15 protein-coding genes are annotated in these 15,986 nt (G+C 37.1%); 6 read left to right on the top strand and 9 right to left on the bottom strand.

The features are described from left to right. Nucleotides 1-73: 73 nt before the first annotated feature. Nucleotides 74-712 carry a TetR/AcrR family transcriptional regulator gene (locus LC457_RS16980; RefSeq protein ID WP_223600945.1) on the top strand — a complete coding sequence of 213 codons (639 nt, stop codon included), beginning with the start codon at nt 74-76 and terminating at the stop codon, nt 710-712. A 64-nt stretch (nt 713-776) separates the two neighbouring features. Here LC457_RS16980 and LC457_RS16975 read toward each other — a convergent pair whose 3' ends face one another. From LC457_RS16975 to LC457_RS16960, 4 genes are read right to left on the bottom strand one after another with little or no spacing between them, the layout of a single operon-like run. Beyond that, nucleotides 777-2,306, bottom strand: a complete 1,530-nt coding sequence (locus LC457_RS16975; RefSeq protein ID WP_223600944.1) for a peroxidase, FMP-type — start codon at nt 2,304-2,306, stop codon at nt 777-779. 18 nt (nt 2,307-2,324) lie between these two features. Beyond that, the gene (locus LC457_RS16970; RefSeq protein WP_223600943.1) at nt 2,325-3,776 is read right to left on the bottom strand and encodes a ferritin-like protein; all 1,452 of its coding nucleotides are present in this window, start codon (nt 3,774-3,776) and stop codon (nt 2,325-2,327) included. Nucleotides 3,777-3,780: 4 nt separating this feature from the next. Next, a complete protein-coding gene (locus tag LC457_RS16965; protein WP_223600942.1) occupies nt 3,781-5,856 on the bottom strand; it encodes a GMC oxidoreductase in 2,076 nt (691 codons plus the stop codon). Beyond that, the gene (locus tag LC457_RS16960; protein ID WP_223600941.1) at nt 5,853-6,299 is read right to left on the bottom strand and encodes a hypothetical protein; all 447 of its coding nucleotides are present in this window, start codon (nt 6,297-6,299) and stop codon (nt 5,853-5,855) included. The genes LC457_RS16965 and LC457_RS16960 overlap by 4 nt, the downstream gene beginning before the upstream one ends. A gap of 480 nt (nt 6,300-6,779) precedes the next feature. Here LC457_RS16960 and LC457_RS16955 point away from each other — a divergent pair, with 480 nt between their 5' ends. Beyond that, nucleotides 6,780-7,595: a hypothetical protein gene (locus tag LC457_RS16955; protein WP_223600940.1), complete on the top strand. Its 816-nt coding sequence runs from the start codon at nt 6,780-6,782 to the stop codon at nt 7,593-7,595. A gap of 210 nt (nt 7,596-7,805) precedes the next feature. Next, entirely contained in the window at nt 7,806-9,125 is a 1,320-nt protein-coding gene (locus LC457_RS16950) for a M20 family metallopeptidase (protein ID WP_223600939.1), read from the top strand. On the opposite strand, the gene LC457_RS16945 is transcribed toward LC457_RS16950, so the two are convergent. Further along, nucleotides 9,122-9,538, bottom strand: a complete 417-nt coding sequence (locus tag LC457_RS16945) for a RidA family protein (protein ID WP_223600938.1) — start codon at nt 9,536-9,538, stop codon at nt 9,122-9,124. The genes LC457_RS16950 and LC457_RS16945 overlap by 4 nt on opposite strands. A 155-nt stretch (nt 9,539-9,693) precedes the next feature. Next, a complete protein-coding gene (locus LC457_RS16940) occupies nt 9,694-10,296 on the bottom strand; it encodes an FMN-dependent NADH-azoreductase (protein ID WP_223600937.1) in 603 nt (200 codons plus the stop codon). Between the two features lie 116 nt (nt 10,297-10,412). Here LC457_RS16940 and LC457_RS16935 point away from each other — a divergent pair, with 116 nt between their 5' ends. Together LC457_RS16935 and LC457_RS16930 are read left to right on the top strand one after the other, a co-directional pair. Beyond that, nucleotides 10,413-10,769, top strand: coding sequence for a helix-turn-helix domain-containing protein (locus tag LC457_RS16935; protein ID WP_223600936.1), 357 nt, complete (start codon nt 10,413-10,415; stop codon nt 10,767-10,769). Between the two features lie 100 nt (nt 10,770-10,869). After that, nucleotides 10,870-11,466, top strand: coding sequence for a Crp/Fnr family transcriptional regulator (locus tag LC457_RS16930; protein WP_223600935.1), 597 nt, complete (start codon nt 10,870-10,872; stop codon nt 11,464-11,466). A gap of 26 nt (nt 11,467-11,492) precedes the next feature. Here LC457_RS16930 and LC457_RS16925 read toward each other — a convergent pair whose 3' ends face one another. Then, nucleotides 11,493-12,335, bottom strand: a complete 843-nt coding sequence (locus LC457_RS16925) for a universal stress protein (protein ID WP_223600934.1) — start codon at nt 12,333-12,335, stop codon at nt 11,493-11,495. 13 nt (nt 12,336-12,348) lie between these two features. Beyond that, nucleotides 12,349-12,807, bottom strand: coding sequence for a MarR family winged helix-turn-helix transcriptional regulator (locus tag LC457_RS16920; protein ID WP_223600933.1), 459 nt, complete (start codon nt 12,805-12,807; stop codon nt 12,349-12,351). Between the two features lie 254 nt (nt 12,808-13,061). Between LC457_RS16920 and sph the strand changes: the two genes are divergently transcribed. After that, on the top strand, nt 13,062-14,627 hold the full coding sequence (sph, locus tag LC457_RS16915; RefSeq protein ID WP_223600932.1) for a sphingomyelin phosphodiesterase: 1,566 nt from the start codon (nt 13,062-13,064) through the stop codon (nt 14,625-14,627). Between the two features lie 104 nt (nt 14,628-14,731). On the opposite strand, the gene LC457_RS16910 is transcribed toward sph, so the two are convergent. After that, nucleotides 14,732-15,937 carry an MFS transporter gene (locus LC457_RS16910; RefSeq protein WP_223600931.1) on the bottom strand — a complete coding sequence of 402 codons (1,206 nt, stop codon included), beginning with the start codon at nt 15,935-15,937 and terminating at the stop codon, nt 14,732-14,734. Nucleotides 15,938-15,986: the final 49 nt, after the last annotated feature.

Here is a 15,986-nt window from a genome sequence, read left to right as displayed (position 1 = left end):
GTTGAAATTAGACACCTATAGGTGTCTAAAATGATAAAAAATTTTCTTAAACTTGTATATTGAATGTTTAGTCATGGAAAGAAAGTCAGCATCAGGGAGTATTAGAAACAAGGAACGCAGTAAGAAAAAATTTTTAGATGCAGTTGGGAAAATTCTGAAAACGAAAGGGTATGCAGGATTGAAGATCAATGATATCGCTGCAACCGCCGGAGTAGATAAGAAAATGATCTACACCTATTTTGGCGGTATGGATGGTCTGATGGACGAATATGTCCGTACACAGGATTTTTGGGTAAAGGTAACCAGTGAAGAAGTAGAAAAGATGAAACCGAATCTGGAAGATGGAGGAAGAGAATTTATCGAGCATATGCTGCTTTCACAATTTGATCACGTATATACCAACAAAGAAGCTCAAAAACTATTGTTGTGGACCATTTCTGAACCCAGAAAATCATTGAAGAAATTGATTGATACCCAGGAAGAAAATGGAGAATATATCTTCAAATTACTGATGGAATCTCATTTCAAAGATAAAATGGATACCTATCGCTCTATCATGGCGATTATGGTTTCAGGGCTTTATTACCTGAATATGTTCTCTTCCCTAAATGGCAGTATTTTCTGCGGCATAGATACCAATACCCCTGAAGGGCGTGAAAAAATCAAAAAAGCAATATCTTTTATGGTGGATCAGACCTACGATAATCTTTAATATACTTAGAAAACATAAAAAGAGGCAATAATCTGCCTCTTTTTTGTACTATTGGTGAATAATTCTATCCTTTATGGTAAGGACAGCCTGAAGCTGCACCGGAATTTTCACCAGTATTAAAGAACTGATCTTCGATCACTTTTTTCTGATCATCAGGAATATCTGCTAACTTACGAAGGGTATTGACCTGGATGTGAGGCCAGCTTGTAGTACCTCCATCATTCCCGAAATCAAATTCAAAGAATACAATTTGCTCGTATTGCAGCTGAAGAATTTCTTTTCCGTCTTCAATAATTGTTTCGATCCACATATCCATATCCACTTCAACTGTTGGAACAAAACGGTTCACAAAAGGAACATTTAAAACTCCTCCCTGTGCTCCGGTTTTCATTTTGGAAGACATTCTCACATGTACATAATTGCTGACCTTCTGACCTCTTAATGTATCCCTAAGTCTGAGATCGGGTCGTACAGAATAAGGGTATAAATCGTCTGCGAGTATTCTTTGAGTATAAATCTTGTTTGAACCAGGATCATTTTTGTCGTCCAGTGTTTGATGAACCCAATCCGGTGCAGGCTTATCAAGGTCAATGATTTCTTCTGGCGTTACCCCTGCATTCCCCATTGTACGTGAAATGGAAAGATGATTAGTATCCCATGCCTCTTTACCATAAGGGAATTGAGGCGAGCCATCAATTAAATAAAAGGTTTCATCAGCTTTATTTTGAGGAATAATATCGCCAAGTAAAGTAATGGTACTTCCGTGAGGAATAACGCCGCTTCGGGAAATAGAGTAGTCCGGAATAAAATAAGGACCGTCAACTCCTGCTCCCGGTTTTATTTCCTGTGCCGGAATAATTTCATAATAAGGCTGTCCCGGCTCTAGCTGACTTAAAAGAATATATTTAGGATTTGCCACTCCATCTGGTGTTATTCTTACTAAAGGCTCATCTCTGTATTCACCCGTATAGCCATACTTTTTAGCATCTTCTGTTGAAACGGCATGAATACCACGGTCTCTTTCAATAGATTCCTTGGTTGCTGCATGATTGTAGACATCACTCAGCCAAAGATACATACCGTTTTCTTCATGGATAGGGGTGTATTTCAAAGCATCTTGTCCCTGTATGGCATTAACACTCTTAATACTTTGCTCATATTTTACAGCTCCACAGAAGAGTTCACTGGCACCACCGCGGTTACGAACTCCACCCGGGACAATTGAAAATGTTAACTTCTCAATATATTCTTCACTGTCAAAAGCGAATTTTCCGGGTATCGTTCCTGAATTGGTTCCGGGAGAAGGCATAATTGTAGTATGTACTCCACTTGCTAATGACGGTTTAGCAATATCTTTATTGTAATTCACATTATAGCTTACCCATGTACCTGCCAAAGCTTTAAGTATTCCATAATCTACACTATTTTCGATGGCCTGAAGATTGTCTTCCCTGAATGGCCTTACCGGATCATCAATCAATAGTTTTGAATATCCATCCATTAGCTCAGCCAGATTAACTTCATTTTGGCCTGGCATTTTACGGAACAACTGTTCGCCTCCCGATTCGGGACTCTCTTTTTTTCTTTTAAGCATGATATATCGTTTTTATGGTTATAATTCAGTGTATTCGAAAGTGGGGCCTGCATTAGTTTGAGCATCCAGCGGCTGTTTCATGAGGTTAACAGCCTGTTCTTTCAAGGCATACATGTACATGATTGATTTTTCCAGTTCTCTCTGGTTTCCCTCCACAGCGCTTTGTATAGCATCTAATAAACGTCTGTAGGTCTTATTAAACTCAACTCCTTGTGCATGTAATTCTTTGTTTTTGATATAATCTTCCACTTTTGGATTAGGCTTCATAGGATAAGCTTCATCCCATTCTACGGGTAAATCTTTTCCTGTAGGTGGAGTAGTGACAGGCATCATACCGTTTTCATCCGTAAAAGGTTCATAGTTTCCACCGAGATAAAAATGCTCATGGAAAACTTCTTTAAATCTGAAATAATGAGCCAACTCTACACCTTCTTCAAATTGGGATGGGTCAACATCGAAAATTGAATCGTCAGCCCCTTCACCTTGTCCTTTGATCTCCTGAAAAACAGCAATTACTCCTTCTAAAGCTTCCACAAAATGTAGTTTTCCGCCACTTCCGTAATATTGCTCAGGACGGATTTGTTTGGCAGGATTTCCTGTGAAAATTCCTCCGGTATTTAATTCCTCGAAATTCTTAGGAAGAGTTCCGTGTTCTTTGTAATAGGCAATAATTTGGAAAACAACAATATAGAAGAATAAAACATCGTAATATTCACCAATGGTATGTACATTTTCCATGATGAAACCTTTCATATTTTCAAGGGTCCAGAAGTTATTGTCCTGTACAGCCGTTCTTTGGGAATATAATGCTGAAGAATCTGTTTCGTGGTCATATTTCGGCGCTTTTACCAATGGTTTGCTCGGGCTTTCAATGGCAATAAAAGTTGCGATACTGTTGCTTGAGAACGTTTCCAGACCTACATAGAAATCAACATTCATTGGTAATTTCATCGGATAAGTAGGGTAGTTCTCTTTTTTGTTAACAGAGGGTTGAATGTCAATTGCATTCAATACATTACAAACCATGATCAGGTGAAGCATTTCTTCCACAGCAACACTTCTGATAATTTGGGAAGCCAGAGCATTGGTTCCGTCTTTAATCGAATATAAAGCCGTAAGATAAGGTGGAATGGTAGAATGTTCAATGAGAATAGCCGTCTGCAAAAGATCCTGTAAAACGGGTTTATAATCAATTTCAGTCAATCCTTTTTTTAATTCAGAAACATCTGAGCCAAATTGGGATTCTAAATAGGCATTAAAATCATCAATCTGATCGTTCAGTAAAAGATTCGTCAATGTTTTGCTGTGATGTTTTAATCCTTCAATCCAGTCTTCTTTACTCAATGTTGAATCAAATAATAAAGAAGGTAATGAAACGGCTTCAGTAACGACTGCGCTTCTTGCTGCCATTCTTCCTGCAGTTAATATTTCCTGTGGCTGTGCTGTTTTATTGATAAGTCTTTGTCTCATGTTGTTATTTTTTTAGTTGAGTTTCAAGATCTGCAAGGATAGATTCTACCGAACGGATAGTGAATGCTGATAATGTTAAAGTAGGGTTTGAGGTTCCCAAAGTGGTCATGTTTCCTGCTCCTACAACGTATAAATTCGGGTGATCCCAGGCTTTGCAATAGCTGTTGGTAACAGAATCTTCTGCTGTAGAACCCATTCTGTGCGTTCCCACAATATGACCGGCCCCGTTGTAAGAATATCTTGTTCCATTGTAGATCACAGAATTCTTGTCTTCCGCAGTATATTTTGTGAAATCATCAATATTTAATCTTTTGAACATCTGGTCCGAAGCATTTTTTGCCTGTTCCATCGCTTTCATTTCATATTCTGTTAGTTCATAATGGATAACAGGACGCGGAATTCCGAGAACATCCAGATACTGATCATTAATAGTTACTCTGTTATTTGGATTAGGCAGCTGCTCAATCTCGAAGTGGAATAAAACCTGTTTTGAAAGCCTGTTCGTAAGTGCTTCTCTTAATTCTGCCCCGAAAAGCTTCTGGCTGATAAAATATCCTACATCAGATCCCGGAGAAAATGCCGGCCAGCCCCAGCCCCAATTGTCAAGCGGAGAGATCCACGCAGAAAATTCACCTCTGAAGTTTCCGTCACGGAAAGACGAAATATTAGTGGTAGAACCGGGACCTCTGTAAGGATATACCGGTTCAGGGAAAAGTCCCCAGGTAAGCATTACCATATGATCCATCAGGTTTCTTCCTACCTGATCACTGCTGTTGGCAACGGTTTTTACAACGTCCTGAACGGTGTATTTTGAGTTTAATAAAATCTTTGGATTTTCAAAAGCATTGGCTGCCAGAATTACGATGGCGTCTGAAGTATCAATTGATTCTTCAACAAAATCGGTTTTCTCCTTTGAAGTATACCTTCTCAGATGAACTTTGGAAATCTTATCTTTATCATTCTGGTCAACACTTAATCTGTATACCACACTCTGAGCCTGAATCTGCATGTATGGATTACGCTTAAGATTTTCATTATCGTTAACTTTATACAGTGCCTTTTTTAAAGTTTTTAAAGCATTATATTTAGCCTGAACCGGACAGATCGGAACGCATGATGCATTTCCTTCGCAACGCTCTCCCATATAAGGATTCCAGACAGAACCAAGAGCTTTGTATTCTTCTTTTTCAGAACTGTCTAAAATCAGTTTGTACCCGGATTCTTTTGGTTCAGCCTTGATAATCTTTGTTTTTCCGTATTTTGGATTCGGGATAGAATTTCTTCCCTGAGGAGAAGGGACCATCATCAGCGGAATTTCTCCGGAGCTTAGCGTTACGCTCGTGCCTTTAAGACCTTCAATGATCTTATGATCCATATAACTTTGCGGAATTTCTTCCATCGGGAATACATAATTTCCATAATATTGCTCCATATTCTCAGAAATAGGATATTCCTGTCTTGAAACATCTCCGGAAACCCCGATTTCAAATTCTGCCATTTCATAATACGGCCTTAATTCTTCATAATCTATCGGCCAGTTGACCGGACTTGGCTTATCAGTATTAGGCTGAGGAATAGTAATTCCATATTTTTCTGTAAGTTTAAAATCATTCGGAAGCATTCTTGGAGTAGTTCCCAGCCAGTGAAGAGTTGTTCCTCCTCCCACTCTGATGGCATCACTTGCAAAAGGCATCGGCCCAAACTGAACCAGATATCCCTTTTTATCAGGAAATGGCTGGACAATATGCTCCATATCCAGGACATTTGGAGAAGGGGCCTGCTTCAAATTCGGATAAGGAGAGTTGGGGACTTTGGCTTCTTCTCTGTAAAAAGTACGGATATACTCATTGTAAGTGGTCATTGAGGATACGGAATCCAGTTCAATACCGGCTTCCAGCCCTGCTTCATACATTAGGATTGATATTTCCTTGATATTATCAGATTTTCCTGCATCTGCACGATGGATCATTTTGCCTTTTGTCACGTCAAATACATGATCAGACAACAGTTTTGCGATCAATGATCCTGCGATCCCCGTTCCTACGATGATCACATCTTTTTTATTATTGGTCTGGCTCATGAGTTGGTGTTTACAGGTTTAATATTCCACGATTTATAACCCGGTTGTTTTGCTCCTGGCGGATGAGAATGCATCAGATTCCAGACAAGACCTTCTTTGTAAGAAATGTCATTGATATACGCTCCTTCCCAGGTTCCCAAATACCACATGGTGATCACTTTTCCGGCGATATCATTCATTCCGGGATTGGCGATAATTTCAGATTGAATGGCTTTTTTCAACTGATCTTCATCGGAAGAATTTTCAAGAATATTTTTAGAAACTGTAAGGAATTCTACGAAAGTAGCCGCTTCTAAGCTTTTCATAACGTAGGTGTAATAGGCCTCTGCCAGACCTGTGGATTGTAATTCGTTTACAGTAAACCCGGCAAGCGCTTCCGAGATAGACATAAACACGTCGAAATAATAATCGTCGACGTTGAGGATTTTGTTAATAATATTCATTTCGTTAAAAATTTGGGTTAGATATCTTCAACTCCTTTTAACAGGAAGTTATCATGCCGATTGATCTATAGCTGCCGGATTTTCAGATACCACTTCTTTTTCAGAAATGAATGCATGTTTTTCAAGCTATCCATAGTTGTCAGTTTTTGTTTATTCGAAATTAAACAGATCCTCTCAGATAAGATTCAGTATTTCTACGTAATTTAGAATGGTGTAATTTTAATTTTTTGTAACAAATCCTTTGTAATAAGTGGTTTCGAGAGGTCTTGTTTTCACAGAGTTTAGAATTATTTTAAATAATGTTCAGCTTAAAATAGATTTATTTAAGACAGAGTAAACTTTTGAAATGGTTTAGTTTATCACTTTTTGTTTGATTCTATTGCTTTTATATTGAATTTTTCAGCAATATTTATTTGGGCTTTTCACCAATAATCTGAGTTTTGTAATTACTGAATTTTGCATTACTATTAAGAAACACAGATGAGAAAAGTATTATTTTTATTAACAAGTTTAATTACATCTGCCCTGTTTGGGCAAGTAGGTATAGGTACTTCTAATCCTAATCCATCAGCTATATTGGATCTGACATCTTCCAACAGAGGTTTCCTACCTCCGAGGGTCAATCTTAATTCTGCTACAGATATTGTAACGATTCCCAATCCGGCGACAGGGCTTTTTGTTTTTAACACTGGTGCGGGAAGCTTAACAACTAAAGGATATTATTACTGGGATGGCACTAAATGGACAAGATTAAGCATTGCTGATGGCGGTGGAAATTTCCAAGTGGGAGAAGAAAGAGGTTATAGGTTTGTAATTCCAGGAACATTTCAAAATTCTGCAGGAAATACCAATAAAAATCAAATGACTGGAAGAGCTGCTTCCCAAACAGGAACAATTCAGAGAAAAGCTCTGTCTGAATTTGTGAATATTTCTGAGCTTCCATTTTTTGAGGGAATCAGGATTGATGTTTTAGCCGGTGAGGATACTATTTTAAGGCCCAGATTTTTTAACACAACGAATTCTAATATTACTGTATCCTATGCAACATTGTCTACCAGCAATCCATTGCAGAATTCTCCCAACATGACGATTCTTCCTAATTATTACAGTACGAAAATAGATGGTGATGATTGGCTTTACACAAGCAATGAAAATATGGAACAAGATCTTGTAGAAATACTTTTTCCTGATGGAAAATACTACAGGATGTCTATTGTAGCTTATTCTACAAATGCAGCTTTTAACACGGCTACATCCAATACTATTATCGGAATTTCTTTGAAAAGAATTATTTAGTAATACAACGTATTGAAAGTGAAATAATTTTAATATAATCATGTTTGTAAACAAATGCTTGCCATTGGTAAGCATTTGTTGTTTTTATAAACTGTAAATTCTTTGAAATAATCAGCCAGGATGTAACGAAAGTAAAACTTTTATTGTCTAATTGATATAAATAAACTTTCGGCTTTATAATCACCAAAGATAAAACCAATACCCCTGACCATGAAACGATTAACCTTAACTTTATTGTGCTTTGTTTCTTCTCTTTTGTCTGCACAGGGATTGAACAGTAAAAAAGAATTAATTGTTTATTCCTCAACAAGTATAAACAAAAAGTCTGTACATCAATCTGTTCAACAGGAAACAGACCGGATATTTGATAAATTGGTTACTATCAGAAGAGAGTTTCATGAAAATCCGGAATTGGCAGGTCATGAAAAGCAAACTCAGGAAAAAATTAAGCAATATCTGCTCGATCTCGGACTGGAAGTTAAGACAGATATATATGGTTACAGTGTGGTAGGAATTCTGAAAGGAGATCAAAAGGGAAAAAAAATAGCATGGAGGTCAGATATGGATGCATTACCCAATGATTATCCTGATCCTGAAACTTTCAAATCAAAAATAAAAGGCATTCAGCATGGCTGTGGTCATGATATCCATATGGCGGTTGGATTGGGAATAGCCGAAGTTCTTTCAAAAAATAAAAAATCTTTAAAAGGAACAGTCTATTTCATATTTCAACCTGAAGAAGAAACCTTCAAAGGGGCAAAAGAAATGCTGGATAAAGGCTTACTTTCTATAATAAATCCTGACGAAATATATGGATTGCATGTGACGGCAATGCCTGTAGGGCAAATCATGGTGAAACCTAATGAAATGTTTGCCTATCAGAAGAGAATAGGAGTTCAGTTAAAAAATGGATTATCTGAAGAAGAAACAAAAGGGCTAACGAAAAAGATCAGTGAATTTCTGTCCCGTATTCAGCCCGGAACAAAGCCATGGGAATTACAATCTATTGTTGATCCTAAAATCGGATTGACAAATCCTGATACTATTTTTAAAGATTACCTGTTCACGGATGGAAAATTTACGACTTATTCTAAAAATAATGAGTCTTTTCTTGAAACCTATCTGTATGAAACAAATTCTTCTAATTTAGATAAAATAATTCCGGGAGTTCAGAAAATTATAGAAGACAGCGGGTATAAAGACAAACTTCTTTCCGTTTCATTTATACAGGGAAATCCAACGGTTATCAATGATGAAAAGCTGACAACATCAGCCAAGAAAATCCTTCAGAATCTTTATGGAAAAAATACGGTTGCTGCAGATTATGGACAGGTTCCGTTTTTCAATGATGATTTCTCTTATTTTCAACAGAAAATACCAGGCGTTTACTTTTTCCTGGGAGGTTCCAATTTCAAAAAAGGAGTGATTGCCATGAATCATTCTTCTGATTTTCAAGTGGATGAAGAGAGCATCAGAACGGGTGTGAAAAACTTTTCATCATTACTTATTGAACGTCTTAACAGGAACTAACTTTTCACCGCAATTGCGTCTATCTCGAACAACATTCCAGGTAAAGCGAGCTGGCTCACAGGAATAAGCGTGCTTGTTGGTAGAAATGTCGGGTTCCATACTTTTTTAGCTTCTTCTGCCCAAATTTCAAGCTTCTCGGGATTATTATCAACGATAAGAAGCGTGATTTTGACAACATTCTCAAACGTCATAGAATGATTCTGTAGAACGATTTTTAAGTTTTTTAAAGCATTCTGAACCTGCGTTTTAAAATCATCAGCCAATACATGATTTTCTCCTACACCGCCACTCTGTCCGGATATAAAACACATCCGGAAAGGAGAATCCACAGAAATACTGTGTGAAAAACCATAAGGACTAGGATTGAATAATGCAGTAGGATTGATCAGCTGAGGTTGTTTATTATTTTCCATAATTTTCTTTTTAATGATGTAAAAATGAGAGATAAAAACAAGAGAAACTTTTACATATGTTGAGGGAATTGTTGTTTTTATGATGTAAACATTTTTTACCTATTTGCAAGTCGATATAAAAAATGCTGCTCCATAAGAACAGCATTTTTAAATTTTTACTCAACAACTATACTCTCAATTCCTTTTTGCAAAGCTGTTTCCTGAATCACCGGGACAGAAAGACCTTCAGCACGGACCACAGAAATATCCGTCATTCCCATAAATCCAAGAGTTTGTTTTAGGTAAGGAACTACAAAATCATACGCCTGCCTTTCCCCTTCAGAATATACACCGCCACTTGAAAAAGCAAGGTATACTTTCTTATTTTTTACCAGGCCTTCAGGACCGTTTTCGCTATAGCTGAACGTTTTTCCCGCTCTCGCAATATGATCAAGCCATGATTTAAGGGTAGAGGTGATACTGAAATTATACAATGGAGCTTCAATAATGATAATATCAGCTTCATGCAGTTCAGCAATTACCGTATCTGAAAGTTTTACAGTTTCTAACTGTTCTGGCGTGCGGTTTTCCTCCGGAGTAAAAAAGGCATTGATATGGGCTTCTTCTAAATGAGGAAAAAGCGGGTTGGCCAGATCACGTTTTTTAAAAACACTTTCAGGATATTTTGCCGTGATTTTTTCTACAACAGCATTTCCCAGTTTTTTACTGATTGATGATTCGCTTCTTGGGCTGGAGATAATATGAAGTACTCGTTTCATTTTTTATTTTTTTAAAATTGATGTTTCAAAATTATCTATATTTACTAATAAAAATATAGTAGTTACCAAAAGGTTAGTAATAACATTTAGGTTAGTAACCAGATAAAACAAAGACAATGGAAGAAGAAAAAATAGTGTATTCAAGGCCTCAATGCAGTACGCATCTGTCTGCTACTGAGGATGCTTTGTACGTTTTGGGAGGCAGGTGGACCATCCGGGTAATGATCGCTATTTTGGGCGGACATACACGGTTCAACGAGTTACAGCGAACGATTAATGGCATTTCAGCAAGAGTCCTTTCCAGCGAATTGAAAAAACTGGAGGTCAACCATTTAGTGGAAAGAACCGTTCTTACCGATCAGAAACCGGTCTTGGTAGAATATGTTCATACAGAATACAGTGAATCACTGAAAGACGTTATTGCAGCGCTTGCTGACTGGGGAACAAAACATAAAAAGAAAATTACAGCTTAATAAACGAATGTTGATGTCAGTAAATACAGTGTTTTGTGGTATTTGATAAGTTGCAATATAGCTTACACTTTAAGTATTTTTACTCAAAAATAATGGCAAGATGATCATATGTGAAGACTTATTATTTTCCCGGGGAGCCATTCTGGAAAAATATGATGTGGCAGATTCTATTTTTAAAGAAGGAACTGCAGCTAAATATTATTTCCAGATCAGGCATGGTACTGTGAAACTGAATACTTTTTTAGAAGACGGAAAAGAATTTGTTCACGGACTCCCTTTTGATGGTCACTGCATTGGTGAAAGCTATTTATTTACCAGCCATCATTATGCCATTAATGCTATTGCTGTAACCAGCTGCGAGATTATTAAGATTTCTAAGACTAAGTTTCTGGAAATGCTTTTGGAAAAACCTGAATTAATGCTCGAGATTAACAGATATACAGCTGACAGACTGCATTTCAGGTATATGATTTCCAGTTTCCTGGCGATTTCGGATCCTATAGTCAAACTTATGAAGCTTTTTGATCATCTTAAAAAGTATTTTGGATTTGAGGAAGCCTATTCATTTCTCATTCCCTATACCAGGCAGCAGATAGCCACTCTTACCGGGCTTCGGGTAGAGACTGTGATCAGATATGTTAAAAAAATGCAGGAACTGAAACTTGTCAAGATTGAAAGCACCAAAATTTACTATTAGCTTTCAATCATTCACTTTATAATTTATTATTTTAAAATCAATACGGGTTGCTGGGTGTTCTGATAAATTCCTTCAGAAATACTTCTGCTTGCCAGATAATACAGGAAGCTGTGCTGGCCTGGCAAAGCAATAATAAGGTCCGCTTCATTAGAGGCTGCAAAAGTGAGTATTCCTTTAATGACATTTTCATCATGAGAATAATGAATACTGCTTGGAATCTCCGTCAAACGTTCACGAATATACTCTTCCAGTTCTCTTTTTTTATCCTCATCTTCTTTCTCACGGGTATTGATATTCAAAAACATCAGACGCACATCCTGTTTATGGATAACAGATTTATGATGAAACAATCTTTCCAGTCTTTTAATTCCCTTTACATCACAAGGAATAAATATATTTTTGATAGGAGTATAGTGATAGCTGTTAGGAACAATTAAGGTTTTCACAGGACTCGTTCTTGCAATGCTAATGATATTGTCGGAAACAAAGCTCTCAGTGGTGGAGGTATGGTCATCACTTCCCAAAATAATCAACTCTACAGAAGGCTGATTTTTTAAAAGCTCATTGATGCTTCTGGTAAGAGCCCAGTCACTTAATATCCTGGAAACTTTTATTTCAGGTGATTTTTCTGTTATGATTTCTGTTAACTGATCAAATAATAATTCCGTTCTCTGCAACAGATTGTTGACACTTTCTTCGTTGACAAATGAATGTCCTTCTGCAATATGCAGATAATCAAATTCGGATTCTCCTGCTGTTTTTAGTAAGATAATATTTTGATATTCGTAGGTTTTTGCCCAGTCTGCGGCTACTCTTACTGCATTTTCCGTAGTTGATGTAAAATCAATGGGTACAAGGATTGTTCTCATATTGTATTATGTTTTAGTCCTGATTCTCCAGGTTTGCTGTCATTTTTTTTACTAAAAGCAGTGCTTTGCTGATCTCCTCTTCATCAATATTGCCAACCGCCTTTTTGTAAAGATCCAATGCCCATGGATAAACGGTTTCAACGATTTTCTCCCCCTTTGGAGTCAAAAAGATCTGTTTGTTTCTCCGGTCGTTTTTATCAGCGATCCGCTCAACAAGATCCCGTTTTACGAGATTGTTGATGAGGTAAGTAATGCTTGATTTGTCTTTACTTACTTTATTTCCTATTTCCTGCTGGTTAATACCATTATTGCGTGAAAGCAGTCCCAGAATCTCAATCAGTTCAAAAGAAAGATCCGGATCATACTCATTAATCGTGGTCTGAATCTTTTGTCGAAGCCGGCTTTTCATTTCACTCATCGCCAGGCCAAGCTCCAGTGCTAATTCTGATATATTGTTCTGTTTTTCAGGCATATTGTATAATAATGATATTACAGAGTAAGAGATGATTTGAAAGAAATTCAGTACTGCTTACCTTAACAAATATACGAAAAATTAGTTTTAATTAAAACTAATTGAGCCTTTAGATTACTGTAGTTTTTAATAGTTAAATAATGAACCGAAAAATTATTATTTAGATAACATTGGGTTCATTTTCATCAATACAGTTAATCCTACTTTGGCCGCAGCAAAACAAAACAATTTTAACTCAAAAACTTATGAATCAAATGTTTTCAATAGTCCGGATTTTTTCGGTACTATGTCTTCTGACTCTTTTATCGTGTAGATCAGATCAGTTTCAGCCAGATGAAACACTGCCTAATGCACAGGAAAATGCCATGAGAAGTGCTTTTCCGAATATTAAAGTATTATCGTACAATACATTCCTGTTGAAAGAACTCGCAGTGTCTGGTATGACTCAATGGTCACAACAGGCGAGAGCTCAGAAAATTGGTGAAGCCTCTTTTTTGAAGAACTATGATGTTCTGATGCTTCAGGAATGCTTTGATAATGCAGCTTCAGATAAGCTACGTGAAAAACTTCTTCCCAGTTTTCCCTATCAGACTCCTATAGTAGGACGTACAAAAAATGGATGGAACAACACCTTCGGTCATTGGCGTGAGATCATCTCCGGCGGATTTGAAGACGGAGGTGTGATGATTGCCAGTAAATATCCTATAGAAAGAATGGATCAGTTTATCTTTCCGGCAGGATGTGATTTTGATGGCTACTGTCTGAAAGGCTTTGCTTATGCCAGAATATTAAAAGGAGGAAAACGTATCCACTTTATAGCAGTTCATGCTCAGTCTACACAGCCGTCTTGTAATGGAAAAGATGTGGAAATCCGTAAACAACAGTTGGGAATGATGAAATCATTTGTTGACCGTTTGAATATTCCTGAAAATGAAATGGTAATTTATGGTGGAGATTTCAACATTATAAAAGATACTCCTGAATATTCGGATATGCTGCAAACCCTGAATGTAAATGCTCCTACATACAAAGGATTAAAATATTCATGGGATACGAAAACCAATACGATGGCTTCTTATCATTACCCTTATCCTGCTAATAAACGAGAATATCTGGATTATATTTTGGTTTCCAATGATCATCTTGTACCTCCAACCTGGCAAAATATTGCATTCGATCCTGTAGCTTCCAACCTTATGACTTATACAAATATAACTGGAATTAAATATCATTGGACGGAATACTCAGATCATTATCCTGTAGAAGCCAATGTCTATTCGGATCAGAAAACACCTACAAAAAGCTTGAAATTCAGAAAATATGACCGGGTTTCGTTAAAATCTGTAGCCACAGGAAAATATATCAGTACGAACCTGTCAACACCCAATGATTGGCTGACTGTTACTTCTGTACTGCCAAGTGATGCAAGAACCTGGTTTAATATTGTGAATATCGGAGATTCTGATAATTATTTTGATCTGAAGGAAGGTTATGTAAGAGTTGAGAGCAGTGAAAGACTCAATCATTTCTGGTATTGGTATTCCTCAGGCAGTGGAAGTTATTATTTTTATCCAAAATATGGAAAGACTACTTATAACCTAAGACTTCAGATTGTAAAGAAAAAGGCAGGAAATTTTTCAACAAGTATTGAAAATGGGGATATTGTCGCTTTCAAGGATACGACAGGAGTTGGGAATACTTATTATCTGCAGGTCTATAATAAATCAGGAACAGACTGGATCTATCTGAATGGAACAAGTTTAACTCCTGATGTACAATTTGAAGTAAACTTAAATAATACGGTTGCGCAGTCTTTTTAGAGTTCTTCATTATAAACTCATTCATCTTTATAACAAGCGACTACCTTTTGGTGGTCGCTTTTCAAATAATATCTCGAGAAAAAAGAGCTATAAAAAAGCAGAGACTAGTTCTCTGCTTTTTCTTTTTTTACGGCCTGATGCATAATAAGGATGATCCCTAAAAGCAAACATGCAATGATCAGATAGCGCCAGGACAGATCTTTTTGCTCACTTACATTTCCGCTTACTGAAATGATAAAGCTTGTCACAGAAGTGATTACATAGACCAGTCCACCCATCAGTCCGCCGGCAGTTCCCGCATTTTTAGGAAAGTAAAGCATACTTGTCGTAAAGAATGAGGTAAATAAAATTCCGGAACAGATATGAATGAAAAAGGCAAAAGGAATCATAATAAAAAGACTTTCTGCGAAATAGCTGGTGATAATCAATCCTGCAATCAGAATAAGCTGTAAAAGGATAGGCTGCAGAATTCTTGGCTTGAAATCAAGAGTCAGTCTGCGTTTCCCGATGAAACCACCGATCATCCAGGAGAAACCAAGGATCAATGTACAATATCCAATAACAACCGGAGTAAAATGAAAAGTGTTTTCAATAATAAACGGCCCGGTAATATTAAATAGCATAACGATAGAGTAGCTCAGTCCTAATATGAAAATTCCCAGCATGAAAATCCTGTTCTTAAGCATCATTTTGTAAAGGCTGATATTCTCTGACAGGTCCAGTTTCTTTTTCTGAGGAAGACTCTCTCCACTGAAGAACCATTCAAACAGGAAAAGGAATCCTGCATATATCGCTAAGAAATAAAAATTAGCATGCCAGTTAAATATTTTCTCAAGGTAACCCCCAAGGAAAGGTGCCAGAATAGGCCCGCATGACCATACAATGGTAAAGTAGCTTAAATAATGCTTCACTTTCTCGGCATCATAAATATCTACAAAAATAGCCCGCGTAGCTACTACCAGTACTGAAACAGCAGCTCCCTGAAGAATACGAAGCAGGCAGATTAATAAAATGCTGTTGGTCATTGTAATTAAAATACTGGTCAGGATCAACAGGAACAATGCGATCAGTTTAGGGCGGTAGCGGCCGATACTGTCCAGAATTCCTCCTACAAATAACTGGGAAATTCCGTAGCTAAGAAGATACGAGGTCAGAGTGATCTGGATATCTTTTTCTGAAACCATCATTTCTTTAGCCATAGAAGGGAACGATGGTAAATATATATCCGTGACAAACCCGGAAAGCGGGATAGACACGAAAGCCATAATGGTAATTAATCTGATTCGTTTTTCAGATGCTTCTCTCAACATATTCATTCATTTTTACAATGCAAAAATAAGTCAAGAAATAAGAAAGTGA

This window comes from Chryseobacterium sp. GVT01B (genome assembly GCF_019970045.1).
GTDB lineage: Bacteria > Bacteroidota > Bacteroidia > Flavobacteriales > Weeksellaceae > Chryseobacterium.
This window is presented reverse-complemented; position numbering and strand designations above follow the sequence as displayed.